Origin of the sequence: Chelatococcus daeguensis (genome assembly GCF_001887265.1) — a bacterium.
Classification (GTDB): domain Bacteria; phylum Pseudomonadota; class Alphaproteobacteria; order Rhizobiales; family Beijerinckiaceae; genus Chelatococcus_A; species Chelatococcus_A sambhunathii.
Map to the genome: position 1 here is coordinate 1,080,215 of NZ_CP018095.1, position 12,439 is coordinate 1,092,653.

General features: G+C 67.8%; 11 protein-coding genes, 1 tRNA gene and 1 pseudogene. 8 read left to right on the plus strand and 5 right to left on the minus strand.

All coding sequences use genetic code 11. The features are described from left to right. The first annotated feature begins 30 nt into the window (after nucleotides 1-30). The 3 genes from deoC to BOQ54_RS05130 all read left to right on the plus strand — a co-directional run bounded on the left by deoC (nucleotide 31) and on the right by BOQ54_RS05130 (nucleotide 2,345). Complete coding sequence (deoC, locus tag BOQ54_RS05120; RefSeq protein WP_063189353.1) at nucleotides 31-690, plus strand: deoxyribose-phosphate aldolase; 660 nt, start codon at nucleotides 31-33, stop codon at nucleotides 688-690. Nucleotides 691-731: 41 nt separating this feature from the next. After that, entirely contained in the window at nucleotides 732-2,075 is a 1,344-nt protein-coding gene (locus tag BOQ54_RS05125; protein WP_071923442.1) for an amidase family protein, read from the plus strand. Between the two features lie 193 nt (nucleotides 2,076-2,268). Continuing rightward, nucleotides 2,269-2,345 (plus strand) — tRNA-Arg (locus BOQ54_RS05130). Between the two features lie 139 nt (nucleotides 2,346-2,484). On the opposite strand, the pseudogene BOQ54_RS05135 reads toward BOQ54_RS05130, so the two are convergent. After that, nucleotides 2,485-2,780 (minus strand): annotated as a pseudogene (locus tag BOQ54_RS05135) (transposase family protein); the annotation flags it as partial. A gap of 321 nt (nucleotides 2,781-3,101) precedes the next feature. Here BOQ54_RS05135 and BOQ54_RS05140 point away from each other — a divergent pair. Together BOQ54_RS05140 and BOQ54_RS05145 are read left to right on the plus strand one after the other, a co-directional pair. Further along, nucleotides 3,102-4,070, plus strand: coding sequence for a threonine dehydratase (locus BOQ54_RS05140; protein WP_071923443.1), 969 nt, complete (start codon nucleotides 3,102-3,104; stop codon nucleotides 4,068-4,070). A 172-nt stretch (nucleotides 4,071-4,242) separates the two neighbouring features. Beyond that, the gene (locus BOQ54_RS05145; RefSeq protein WP_071924399.1) at nucleotides 4,243-5,049 is read left to right on the plus strand and encodes a TIM barrel protein; all 807 of its coding nucleotides are present in this window, start codon (nucleotides 4,243-4,245) and stop codon (nucleotides 5,047-5,049) included. A 32-nt stretch (nucleotides 5,050-5,081) separates the two neighbouring features. Here BOQ54_RS05145 and BOQ54_RS05150 read toward each other — a convergent pair whose 3' ends face one another. From BOQ54_RS05150 to BOQ54_RS05160, 3 genes are read right to left on the minus strand one after another with little or no spacing between them, the layout of a single operon-like run. Further along, entirely contained in the window at nucleotides 5,082-6,188 is a 1,107-nt protein-coding gene (locus tag BOQ54_RS05150; RefSeq protein ID WP_055459355.1) for an ABC transporter substrate-binding protein, read from the minus strand. Continuing rightward, on the minus strand, nucleotides 6,185-7,558 hold the full coding sequence (locus tag BOQ54_RS05155; protein WP_055459354.1) for a sensor histidine kinase: 1,374 nt from the start codon (nucleotides 7,556-7,558) through the stop codon (nucleotides 6,185-6,187). Before BOQ54_RS05155 ends, BOQ54_RS05150 begins: the two co-directional genes overlap by 4 nt. Then, nucleotides 7,545-8,222, minus strand: coding sequence for a response regulator transcription factor (locus BOQ54_RS05160; RefSeq protein ID WP_071923444.1), 678 nt, complete (start codon nucleotides 8,220-8,222; stop codon nucleotides 7,545-7,547). The genes BOQ54_RS05155 and BOQ54_RS05160 overlap by 14 nt, the downstream gene beginning before the upstream one ends. Nucleotides 8,223-8,329: 107 nt before the next feature. Here BOQ54_RS05160 and BOQ54_RS05165 point away from each other — a divergent pair, with 107 nt between their 5' ends. The 3 genes from BOQ54_RS05165 (at nucleotide 8,330) to BOQ54_RS05175 (ending at nucleotide 11,361) form a co-directional block, all read left to right on the plus strand. Then, the gene (locus tag BOQ54_RS05165; RefSeq protein ID WP_055459352.1) at nucleotides 8,330-9,298 is read left to right on the plus strand and encodes a Bug family tripartite tricarboxylate transporter substrate binding protein; all 969 of its coding nucleotides are present in this window, start codon (nucleotides 8,330-8,332) and stop codon (nucleotides 9,296-9,298) included. Between the two features lie 66 nt (nucleotides 9,299-9,364). Beyond that, the gene (locus tag BOQ54_RS05170; protein ID WP_245280526.1) at nucleotides 9,365-9,832 is read left to right on the plus strand and encodes a tripartite tricarboxylate transporter TctB family protein; all 468 of its coding nucleotides are present in this window, start codon (nucleotides 9,365-9,367) and stop codon (nucleotides 9,830-9,832) included. Nucleotides 9,833-9,849: 17 nt separating this feature from the next. Next, nucleotides 9,850-11,361 carry a tripartite tricarboxylate transporter permease gene (locus BOQ54_RS05175; protein ID WP_055459350.1) on the plus strand — a complete coding sequence of 504 codons (1,512 nt, stop codon included), beginning with the start codon at nucleotides 9,850-9,852 and terminating at the stop codon, nucleotides 11,359-11,361. A gap of 293 nt (nucleotides 11,362-11,654) precedes the next feature. Here the strand turns inward: BOQ54_RS05175 and BOQ54_RS05180 are convergent, their stop codons facing one another. After that, nucleotides 11,655-12,437 carry an ABC transporter permease gene (locus BOQ54_RS05180; RefSeq protein WP_071923445.1) on the minus strand — a complete coding sequence of 261 codons (783 nt, stop codon included), beginning with the start codon at nucleotides 12,435-12,437 and terminating at the stop codon, nucleotides 11,655-11,657. Between the last annotated feature and the right edge of the window lie 2 nt (nucleotides 12,438-12,439).

Genomic DNA, 12,439 nt, shown 5'->3' on the forward strand with positions numbered 1-12,439 from the left:
TAAGATGTGCCCGAGGCAGAGGCGGCCCATATGACGACCCTGACGCGCGACGAACTTGCGCGCACCATCGACCATACGATTCTTCGGGCGGACGCGACGCGCGCTGATATCGCGCAGGTTTGCCGCGAGGCGCGCGAGCACGGCTTCTTCTCCGTCTGCGTCAATCCGGTCCATGTGCCGGATGTCGCCGCGGCACTCGCCGGCAGCGACGTCGTCACCTGCGCCGTCGTCGGCTTTCCGCTCGGGGCGACGCCCTCCCTGCTCAAGGCCGCCGAGGCGCGCTGGGTGGTCGCTGCGGGCGCGCGCGAGGTCGACATGGTCATCGACGTCGGCGCCCTGAAGGAGGGGCGGGAGGGCGACGTCGGCGCCGACATTGCCGCCGTCCGCGAGGCCTGCGGCCCCGCGCTGCTCAAGGTCATCATCGAGACCTGCCTCCTCTCAGACGCTGAGAAGGAGGTGGCCTGCCGCCTCGCGGTCGCCGCCGGTGCCGATTTCGTCAAGACCTCGACCGGCTTCGGCAAGGCCGGCGCGACTGTGGAAGATGTTGCACTCATGCGCCGCGTCGTCGGGCGGGGCATCGGCGTCAAGGCCTCGGGGGGCATCCGCACGCGCGAGGACGCCCTGCGCATGCTCGCCGCCGGCGCCTCGCGCATCGGCGCGAGCGCCAGCGTTGCCATCGTGACCGGCTGACGCCGTCACACGCCATATCCATCCAGGGACAGAAGAACGGCATGGCTCATCAGACTTTGACCGACATCGCGGCTGACCTTGCGTCGGGCCGGACGGATCCCGTGCGCCTCGTCGAGGAGGCGCTCGACAAGGCCCGCGCGGCCCCCGCCGTTTTCATCACCCTCATGGCCGAGGAGGCGCTGGCCGAGGCCTGCGCCGCCGCCGCGCGCCGGCGCAACGGCAAGGCGCTCGGCCCGCTCGACGGCATCCCGATCGCCTGGAAGGACCTCTTCGACATCGCCGGTACGCGGACGACCGCGGGCTCGCGCACACGGGACGATGCGCCCATGGCCCGCGAGGACGCGCCGGTCGTTGCAGCGTCGCGGCGCGTCGGCCTCATCCCGCTCGGCAAGACCAATCTCAGCGAGTTTGCCTTTTCCGGCCTCGGCCCGAACCCGCATTTCGGCACGCCGACGCCGGACTTCCCGGGGGTGGCCCCCCGCGTGCCCGGCGGCTCGTCCTCCGGCTCGGCGGTCGCCGTCCAGCGCGGCATCGTTCCCGTCGGCATCGGAACGGATACCGCCGGCTCAGTACGGGTGCCTGCCGCCCTCAACGGTCTTGTCGGCTTCAAGGCGTCGGGCGGGCGCTATGCCATGGCCGGTGTCTATCCGCTGGCGAAGAGTCTCGACAGCCTCGGGCCCATCGCCCGAACGGTTGCCGATTGTGTGACCATCGACGCGGTGATGCGGGGTACCGGGCGAGTTGCCGAAGCCGCATCGGCCGCACCCGACATTGTCGTCGACCCGGCGGTGCTGGAGGAGGACGGCCTCGAAGATGCAGTGCGGGCCAATTTCGAAGCGATGCTCGCTGGTCTCGAAGCATCGGGCGCTCGCGTGCGCCGCGCGCCGGTGGCTGCCTGGCGCGAGGCACGGCGTGCCATCGCCGAGATCGGCTGGCTCGGCGCGGTGGAGGCGCGCGCCTGGCATCTCGATGCGATCAGCGGTCCAAAGCGCGACCTCATCGATGCGCGTGTGCTGAAGCGGCTCGACGGTGCGGCGGCGATCACCGCCGAGGCGGCCGGACGTCTGCGTAGCCTCAAGGCCACGCTGTCGCGCTCCATCGCCGACGATCTCGCCGGCGCGCTGTTCGCGCTCCCGACCGTCAAGCATGTGGCGCCGGAGCTCGCGTCGCTCGAAGCCGACCCCGAACTGTTTGCCCGCATCAATCTCGCCACGCTCACGCTGACGATGGCCGGCAGCTTCCTGGACATGCCTGGTCTTGCCCTGCCGTCCGGCACCAATGCAGAGGGCCTGCCGACCTCCGCCCTGTTCTCGCTCCCGTCCGGCGATGACGACGCTCTTCTCGCCGCGGGATTGTGGATCGAGCATGCCATCGCAAGGCACTGACCCGTGTCCGGTCAGGGTGATATACCTGATCGGACTTCCCTCGTAACATGGTGCGGAAAGCCTCATGCCACCGGTCTATGAAGCGGTCGCGTCGGTGGCGTTTTTGGGGCTGCGCCGAGATCATCGGGGAGGAGCGCCAATCCCCGATTGCAGGAACGTCGAAGCTGGGCTAGGTTGCGCCCGCCTTGGCGAAGCACCCGTAGCTCAGCTGGATAGAGCGTCGCCCTCCGAAGGCGAAGGTCACACGTTCGAATCGTGTCGGGTGCGCCATTTCCGAACGAAACTGGATACTCCTGCCTGATCGCCCCATTCTCCATCGCAAGCCGCTCCAAAACATCTCGCCCCCGTGGATGCGGATTTCGGTGCCGTCGGCGTCGACCCGATCGATGACGGAGCGTAGATAGGCGCGCCACCGGGCGGTCGTCACACGTGCCTGGGCCAGCGAAGTAAACAGCGTCTCGTTGAGCAATTCATCCTGCAGGCGGCCGTTGAAGCTCTCGATGAAGCCGTTCTGCATCGGCTTGCCCGGCGCGATGTAGTGCCATTCGACGCGGTTCTGATCAGCCCAGGCGAGGATGGCGTTCGAGGTGAACCCGCGCCATTGTCGCTGACGATCATCCTCGTCAGGCCATGTCTCACGGCGAGCGTCGCCAGTTCGCGGGAGAGGCACGCGCCTGTGATCGATGTGTCGGGGAATGCCGCAAGACGACGATGGTCATGCGGCGTGGCGAGAATCTCGGTTCGTTCCCAACCCCGCTGTCAACAGAATATTCTCGAGCAACACAGGCGGAAACCTAGGGGCGTATGTGTCGACTCATCGGGTGATGTCCGCGCTGCCGCCGGGCTATCCACTGGTTTCGCGCAATTCGCCGCAGCTAGCGAAAGATCCGGTATGTCATCGGGCAAGTCGGCGAGGGCGGTCGGGGGAGCCGGCTGGCTGCTGTCGGAGCCAAACTTTCTTCAGGAAGTCACCAATCGTGCGGTGCATAATCCCTCTTCGATTCCGGACCATGTGGGGTGCGATTGATGCTCTTCGAGAGAGGACAGCTGGAGGCCGCGGCCGAGCTCGTTTATCCGCATATGCAGGCGACGCCGCAGTATGTCTGGCCCCTGCTGTGCGAGCGTGTCGGCACGACCGTCTGGGTGAAGCACGAGAATCATACGCCGACCGGGGCATTCAAAATTCGGGGCGGCATCACCTTCATGCATTGGCTGCGACGTGCGCATCCTGACGTTTCTGGCATTGTGACAGCGACGCGCGGTAATCACGGCCAGTCGCAAGCGCGGGCGGCGAAAGCCTTGGGCCTGAGGGCGAAGATCTTCGTGCCGCAGGGCAACTCCAGGGAGAAGAATGCCGCCATGCGCGCCTTCGGTGCTGAACTTGTGGAGGTGGGTCAGGACTTTGACGAGGCAAGGATTGCGGCCGCGCAAGCGGCAGAAGAAGAGAACTTGTACTTCGCGCCGTCCTTCCATCCCGAACTTGTTCGCGGCGTTGCCACCTATGCGCTCGAACTGTTCTGCGCCGCGCCCGACCTCGATACGGTCTATGTCCCGATCGGCCTCGGTTCCGGCATCTGCGGCGTCATTGCCGCGCGCGATGCGCTCGCCCTGAGGACGAAGGTTGTCGGTGTCGTCTCCGACAAGGCCGACGGCGCAAAGCTGTCCTTCGAAGCGGGACGCATCGTCGAGACGGCCACGGCAGACACCTTTGCCGACGGCATGGCGGTGCGCATTCCTTCACCGGAGGCCTTGGCCATCTATGGTCGGGGCGCCGAGCGGGTCGTGACCGTCAGCGACGACGATATCGCAAGCGCCATGCAGGCTTATTTCGAGGATACGCACAATCTGGCGGAAGGCGCCGGCGCGGCGGCGCTCGCCGCCCTCCTCAAAGAACGTCGAATCATGCGCGGCAAGGAAGTTGCGGTCATCCTGTCCGGCGGCAATATCGACCGTGACCTCTATCTCGAGATGATGGCACGCCAACCAGTACGCTGAGATGCGAGCCGCGCCGCGGGCCGACGGCATCGAAGAGGAGCGGGTGAAGGCGGTCTGCCTGATCCTCCTCCCGCCCGGCGAGGACTGGTTGCAGCGGGCGCCTTCGGCGAGAATGATGACGATCGCTCGCCGCCCCCGGCGATGCCTGACGATGCCCTTGACGGGATGCCCCATGACGACACCTCGCTTTGCCCTCAACCACATGGCCGCGCCCCGGCGCGACCTCGCCGGCTTCGTCGCGCTGGCGTGCGAACTCGGCATCGACGCGGTGGAGATTCGCAACGATCTCGATGACACCGCTATTGCCGACGGCACGCCGCCCGGGGTCGTGCGCGCGACGGCGGAGGTGGCGGGCCTGACGATCCTCTCGATCAACGCCCTGCAGCGCTTCAACGACTGGACGCCGGCCCGGGCGGCCGAGGCGGCGGTGCTTGCCGACTACGCCGCCGCCTGTGGCGCCCGGGGCATCGTTCTGGTGCCCGTCTGCGACGGCACGCCAAAGAACCAGGAAAAGCTCGAACGGGCGCTTTCCGCCCTGAAGCCGATCCTCTTGCAGCGCAACCTCACGGGCCTCGTCGAGCCGCTCGGCTTCGCCTTCTCGTCGCTGCGGTCGAAGGCCGATGCTGCCGCCGCCATCGCAGCCGTGGGCGGGGAGGGGGTGTTCCGCCTGGTGCATGACACCTTCCACCATTACCTCGCGGGCGAGTCTCAGCTCTTCCCGGAGCTGACCGGCCTGGTTCACATCTCGGGCGTTGCGGATGACGCGGTTTCGGTCGCGGATATGCGCGATGGGCACCGGGAGCTCGTCGCCGCGGACGATCGGCTCGACAACGTCGGACAGATCGCGGCGCTCGTCGCGGGGGGCTATGCCGGGGCATTTTCCTTCGAGCCCTTTGCACCCGGCGTCCATGACCTTGCCGATCCAGCCGCCGCGTTGCGCGAGAGCATGGCCTTCATCAGGGACCGCCTCAACGGATGAGGACGGGGGCTGGGGCATGATCGGCCCGGCCCCTAGGGCGTACTCATCTCGACGAGGGTGCGTCCCCAGTCGCTGATGAAGCGTCGGCGCCGCTCGTGATCCTGCACGGCGAGCAGCGCCGGGCCGATGGCAATGGGGCGGGCGATGCCCGTGCGCACGATGGAGGAGGCCCCCTCGACGCCCGGCGGCATCTCGCCGCCCGCGCCGAAGAAGAAGGCCTCGCGCCGCGACACCTCCTGCCCGCGAGAGGAGAGGAGGTAGTTGACGAAGCGGGTGCCGGCGTCGGCGCGCGGCGCATGGGCGGGCACCATGGCGCCACGGCTGAGCACCAGGGTGTAGTCGGCAGGCATGACGATGCCAAGGTTGGCGCCGGCCCTCACGCGCGCATAAGCATAGGATGCGAGCATGTTGTAGCCGATCGAGAGGCGGCCGGCTTCGAGCTCGTCGAGGATCTGACTTGTGCAGCAGCGGATCACCGCATGAGCGCGCCCGAGGCTCTCCAGCAAGCGGCCAAAGGTCGTCGTCGTCTCCTGGGAATCGTAGAAGGCGAGCAGGAAACCGATGCCCGATAGGCGGATATCGTAGGTGCCGACCTGGCCGGCATAGGTCTCTGGCTTGAGGCGCAGCAGGTCGGCGAGCTCGAGATGCGTCTTCGGGACGTCGCCCGCGGGCACCTTGCTGCGGTTGTAAACGAACACCACGGGCTCGAAGGTGAAGCCGAAGACGTCGCCGCGCCAGTTGGCCCAGCGCGGGGCCGCGGCCGTTTCGGGCGAGGCAATGCCGCGGGCGCAGCCGTCGTTGGCGAGCTTCACCAGATGGTCGACGGAGGAGGAGAGCAGCACGTCGCCCAGGGCCTTGCCCTGCCGGCAGGCCTCGGCCGCAGCGGCATAGAGGTCGTTGGTGACGTATTCGACGAATTCGATGCGGGTGTTGGGAAAAAGGGCCTGGAAGTCGCGGATCAGCGGCTCCATGGCCGACAGGTCGGTCGCGGCGTGGATCGACAGCACCTCGATTTCCGCCGCCACCGCCGGGAAGGTCGTCGCCTCCTGCGCATGCGGCAGCGTGGCCGAGAACGGCACCGTCAAAATCGACAGGCAAAGCGTCGCGAGGCGATGACGCAGAATGGAGTGGCGCTTCATGAGGCTCTTCCGGCAATGCGCATGACGACGGCGAAGCTGTTCTCGTTGTCGCGGCGGAAGCCGAGACTGCCGCCGTGTGCGGCGAGCACGTCAGCGGCGATCGACAGCCCGAGGCCGGAGCCGCCGGGCGACGGGGCGCCGAAGCGCTCGACGACGCGCGGCCACAGCTCCGGCGCGATGCCCGGGCCATCGTCCTCGACCTCGATCTCGACCGTGCCGTTCTCCTCGCGCAGGCGCACCGTCAGGCGCGTCGCGGCGCCGTGGCGCACGGCGTTGTCGATCACGTTCTTCACCGCCTCCTTCAGGCTGATGGCGTCACCGCGCACCTCGATGGGCTGCGGCGGCACCTCCAGCATGGTGAGGATATCGCGGTCGAGGGTATCAGGCACTGCCTCGCGGATGGCGCGGCGGACAGTCTCGGTGACGTCGACCGGGGCGAAGGGCACTGCACCGGCGCGATGGCTGATCATCGCATGGCTGAGCAACTGGCCGACGAGGCGCGACAACTGGTCGACCCGTTCCTCGACGCGCGCCAGATGCTGGCGCGCCTGCGGCTCTCCGAGATGGTGCGAGAGCAGGTCCACCTGAGATTTGAGGGCCGCCAGCGGTGTGCGGATCTGGTGGGCGGTGTCGGCGACGAATTGCTGCATCAGGTCCATGCGGCTCTTCAGGCGCGCGATGAAGGTGTTGATGGCGGACACGAAGGGTCGCAGTTCGCGCGGCGTGGCGACCGTTATGGGCGTGACGTCATGCGGGTCGCGCTCGCGCAGGACTGCGCCGACGCGCGCCATGGGTTTGAGCGCATGGCGGATGGCGAAGATGGTGCCGCCGAGGGCCAGCGTGCTCATGGCGAGGATCAGCCCCACGGCGCGCAGGGTGAGCTCGCGCGCGAGGGCTGTGCGCGCCTCGACGGTCTGAGCCACCACCACGTCGACGCGCCCCTGCACCGAGGGGTCGGCGAAGGCGCGCGATGCCCGGACAAGGCGCACCGGCGCGCCCATGAAGGTGCCGTTGCTGAGTGCCGGCCGGTCGGGTGCGGGGGGCTCGCTGCCGGGCAGCGGCAGATCGCCGTAGCCCGTCAGCGTGCGGCCGGAGGTGTCGACGATCCGATAGAAGATGCGGTCACGCTCGGACAGGGCGAGCAGTTCGAAGGCCGACATCGGCAACTCGACGGTCAGGGTACCGTCCTGCACATGCACTGCCTCGGCCATCTGGTAGGCGGCGCCGACGAGCAGCCGGTCGTAGGCCTCATTCGCCGCAGCCCTTGCGTAATACCAGGCGGCGGTGGTCAGCGCGGCCGCCCCGGTGGCGAGCACCATGGCGATGAGGACGATGAGGCGGGCGAACAGCGACGGTTCACGCCGGACCATCGGCCACCAGCTGATATCCGAAGCCGCGCACGGTGACGATCTGGGCCGAGGCGCCGTGCAGCTTCTTGCGCAGGCGGCCGATGTAGAGCTCGACGGCATTGGCCGACGGCGCTTCCTCGTCCCAGCCGAAGACCTGATCGAGCAGGTCGTCCTTACTGAACACGCGCCCGGGGCGGGTAGCGAGGATCTCGAGCAGTGTCACCTCGCGGCGCGTCAGATGAACCTCGCGCTGGCCGACGCGCACGGAACGGGCCGAGCGGTCGATGAAGATGTCGCCGCAGGCGAGCAGATTGGTGGCGTCGCCGTGGCGGCGGCGCATGAGGGCGCGCGCCCGCGCCTCGAGTTCGCGGAAGTCGAACGGCTTGACGAGGTAGTCGTCGGCCCCGATGTCGAGTGCGCTCACCCGGTCCTCGATCTCGGAGCGCGCCGTCAGCATCAGGACGGGTACCGTGCCGCCGGCATTGCGCAGCCGCTGCAGGACTGAGAAGCCGCTGCCGTCGGGCAGCATCACATCGAGGATGACGAGGTCGTAAAGCGCATCTTCGAGCGCCGCGATGGCGGCATCGACGCTCGTCTCCCAGTCCACAACGTGGCCGATGCGCGCAAAGCGCTCGATGATCGCCTCGGCGACGTCGCGCGTATCCTCGACCAGAAAGATGCGCATCCCTTCCGCTGCTCGCTGTGACAGGTGGATGACAGGTTTCGATCCTACCGTAACGGCCAAGCTCCGCACAAACAGAGCGTTACCTTGATTCCACAGGGAGGGAACTGATGAAGAAGATCCTCGTCAACGCGCTTGTCCTGGGCTTCGCCGGCTTCATGGCGGGTGCCGCCGTGGCCGCTCCGGAGAAGACGGAATGCCTGGCGGGCGCCAAGCCCGGTGGCGGCTTCGATCTGACCTGCCGTCTGGCCGGCAATGCGCTGCTCGCCGCCAAGCTGATCGACAAGCCGATGCCGGTGACCTACATGGAAGGCGGCGTCGGGGCCGTCGCCTACAATCATGTCGTCGGCAAGCGGTCGAGCGATCCGACGCTGATCACGGCGGCGTCGAGCGGCTCGGCCCTCCTTCTTGCGCAAGGCAAGTTCGGCCAGTACGACGAAAGCGCTGTGCGTTGGATCGGCGCGCTGGGCGCCGACTACGGCGTCATCGTCGTGGCCGCGGACTCGCCCTACAAGTCCCTGAAGGATCTCGTCGAGGCCTATGGCAAAGCGCCCGGCGACTTTCCGATCGGCGGCGGCGGCGCCGTCGGCAGCCAGGACTGGATGAAGGGCGCACTCGTGGCGAAGAGCGCCGGTCAGGATCCCAAGAAGATGCGCTATGTCGCCCTCGAAGGCGGCGGAGCGGTGCTGACTGCGCTCGAAGGCGGGCACATCAAGATCGCCGCCGGCGACGCGGCCGAAATGGCCAAGCATCATGCCGCCGGCAAGGTGCGCATCCTCGCCGTCATGGCGCCGGAGCGTCTGCCGGGCGATCTGAAGGACGTGGCAACCGCCCGCGAGCAGGGGCTCGACATCGACTGGGTGGTGTGGCGTGGTTTCTACACAGGCAAGAACATCACCGACGCGCAGTATCAGGATTGGGTCGAGACCTTCCGCAAGCTGTCGCAGACGCCCGAATTCGCGCAGGAGCGCGAGGCGCGCGGCCTCTACCCCTACACGGTCCTCGGCGCCGATTTCGAGCGTGACGTCAAGAAGGACGTGGAGCGCTTCAAGGCGCTGGCGGCCGAAGCCGGCCTCTGATCGCCAATTCACCATGTGGCGGCCTTCCCGCAAGGGGGCCGCCCTTTTGACATCGGGATGAAGCCCATGACCTCTTCGACCGGTCCTCGCGGGGCGGGCAGGAGCGATCGCGTCGGCGCCATCGTCCTCCTGGTCTTCGCTCTCCTCTACGGCTTCGAGGCGAGCCGCATCGCCTATTCGTTCTCGTCGGATCCCCTCGGGCCGCGGGTCTTCCCAATGATGCTGGCAGGAGCGCTGGCGCTCCTGTCGGTGATCTATCTCCTCAGACCGGGTGGGGCCGAGCCGTGGCCGCAGGGCCGGCTGCTCGCCCAGTCGCTCGCCATCCCGGGCCTGGTGCTCGCCGCCGCGCTGCTGCTGGAACCGCTGGGTTTTGCTGTCGCCGTCACGATCCTGGTGACGGGTGTCGGCCGCCTCTTCGGGGCCTCATGGCGCCTTGCCATTCTCGGCGGCCTCGCGCAGGCGGCGCTGTGGTTCGCCGTCTTCCGCTATCTGCTCGAGGTCTATCTGCCGGGCGGTGCCGTCTTCGGCATGTGAGTTGAAGGAGTGCGAAGATGGATCTGAGCTATCTCTGGGCAGGCTTCTCTGTCGCCCTCAGCCCGCTTAACCTCGCCATCGGCTTTACCGGCTGCTTCCTCGGCACGCTGATCGGGGCTCTGCCGGCCATCGGGCCGATCAACGGCATCGCCCTGCTTCTGCCCATCGCCTATACCATGGGTCTGCCGCCCGAGAGCACGATGATCCTGCTCGCCGGTATCTATATGGGCGCCGAATACGGCGGGCGCATCTCGTCAATCCTGCTCAACGTGCCGGGGGATGCCGGCGCTGTGATGACGGCGCTCGACGGCAACCCGCTCGCTCGCCAGGGCCGGGCTGGCGAGGCCCTGATGATCAGCGGCCTCGCTTCCTTCGTTGGTGGCACGCTCGGCGTCGTGGGCCTGACCTTCTTCGCGCCGCTGCTCAGCACGCTCGCCATCGGCTTCGGCCCGGCCGAATATTTCGTGCTCATGATTTTTGCCTTCGCCACCCTCGGCTCCATGGTGGGCAGCCAGCCGGTCAAGACGCTGATCGGCTGCGTCATCGGCCTGATGCTGGCGACCGTCGGGCTCGACGCGACCTCGGGCGCCTACCGCTTCACTTTCAACGAGCCGGAGCTCGGCGACGGCATCGAGTTCGTCGTACTGGTGATCGGGCTGTTCTCCATCTCGGAGGCGATGTTCATGCTCGAGCACCAGGCGAAGGGCGGCAGCGTCATCAAGGTCGCCGGCCGCACCTTCGCCCGCTGGGCCGACATCGTGCGCTGCATCGGCCCGGCGCTGCGCAGCTCGGTCATCGGCTTCACCGTCGGCGTCCTGCCGGGCACCGGCGCCTCCGTCGCCAGCGCCGTCTCCTACACCACGGAGAAGCGCCTCTCGGACCGGGAGGGCACCTTCGGCAAGGGTGACGTGCGCGGCCTCGCCGCGCCGGAAGCAGCCAACAACGCGACGGCGGCGGGCGCCTTCGTGCCGATGCTGACGCTCGGCGTGCCGGGCAGCGGCACCACGGCGGTGATGCTCGGCGCGCTCATGCTCTACAACATCCAGCCCGGGCCACAGCTCTTCGCCGAGCGGCCGGAGCTGATCGGCGGTCTCATCGCCTCGCTCTATATCGGCAACATCCTGCTGCTCATCCTCAACCTGCCGCTGGTGCGCGTCTTCTCGCGGGTGTTGCAGTTGCCGAACTGGGTTCTGGTGCCGGGCATCCTCGTCTTGTCGATCGTCGGCGTCTATTCGACCCACGCCAGCGTGCTCGCCGTCGTGATGATGCTCGGCATCGGGATTGTCGGCTGGCTGCTGCGCAAGCTCGGCTTCGACATGGCGCCCATCATCCTCGGCTTCGTCCTTGGGCGTGTGATGGAGGTGAACCTGCGCAACGCCCTCGCCATCAGCGGCGGCGACCTGTCGATCCTGTTCCAGAGCACCATTTCCATCGTGCTGTGGATCATGGCCGCGGCCATGGCGGTGCTGCCCTTCGCCATCGGCCGCCTCGCCCGGCGCGCGGCCGCACCGTCGCCGCAGGTCTCCTAGAGGGCGGGCGCTATCGCCGGATCACGCCCGAGCCTGGCGGAAGGAGCCATCTTCGCCGGCCCGGGCGTGGCCTCAAAGGCAACCTTGCCCAGGCGCTCGAGCAGCCGATGCGTGCGCTCGATCCGGATCGCGCCGTCGCGATGACGGGAGCGCGGCCACGGCCGCGGGAAGCCGCTCGCCAGAGCGACCTGCCTTTGGACGATGCAGCGGTCGCCTGTTCCTTGCCGGCGACCTCCTGCGCCATCAGGGCGTGGCGCGCGTTCTGAGCCTGCATCCGGCAGGATTGGTGTCCATCACGCCACCGCAGGTTTCTCGCGGCGGCGCAGAAGGGCGGCGAGGGCCGCGAGGCACAGCGTGCCGACGATGAGGAGGAGCGCGGCCGCCGCCACCGTCGGGCTGATGTTCTCGCGGATGCTCGAGAACATCTGCCGCGCCAGGGTGCGCTGGTTGGGGCCCGCCACGAAGAGCGTGATCACCACCTCGTCGAGGGAGGTGGCGAAGGCGAAGACGGCGCCGGACACGACGCCCGGCACCGCAAGCGGCAGGGTGACGCGGCGGAAGACCGTGATGGGCGGCGCGCCCAGGCTCATGGCCGCCTTCTCGACCGCCGGATCAATGCCCTGCAGCGCCGCCGAGACGCTCACCACGACGAAGGGCACGCAGAGCACCGCATGGGCGATGATGACGCCCGGATAGGTGCTGGCGAGGCCGAGACGGACGAGGAAGATCTGCATGCCGACGCCGAGGACGACGGCGGGAACGACCATGGGCAGGAGGAAGAGCGTCCTCAGGAGCCCGGCCAAGGGTAGGGCGCTGCCGCGCAGGCCGAGCGCCGCGAGCGTGCCGAGCACGGTCGAGAGAAGGGTCGCGCCGCCGCCGACGATCAGGCTGTTGACGATGGACAGGCGCCACACATCGGCGGTCACGAGTTCCTCGAACCACCGCAGCGAATAGGAGGGGATGGGGTAGGTGAGGAACACGCTCGACGTGAAGGCGAGCGGCAGGATGGCGATGATCGGCAGGATCAGGAAGGCGACGACGAGACTGCCGAAGACGATCTGGAGCGCGCGCAGCATGG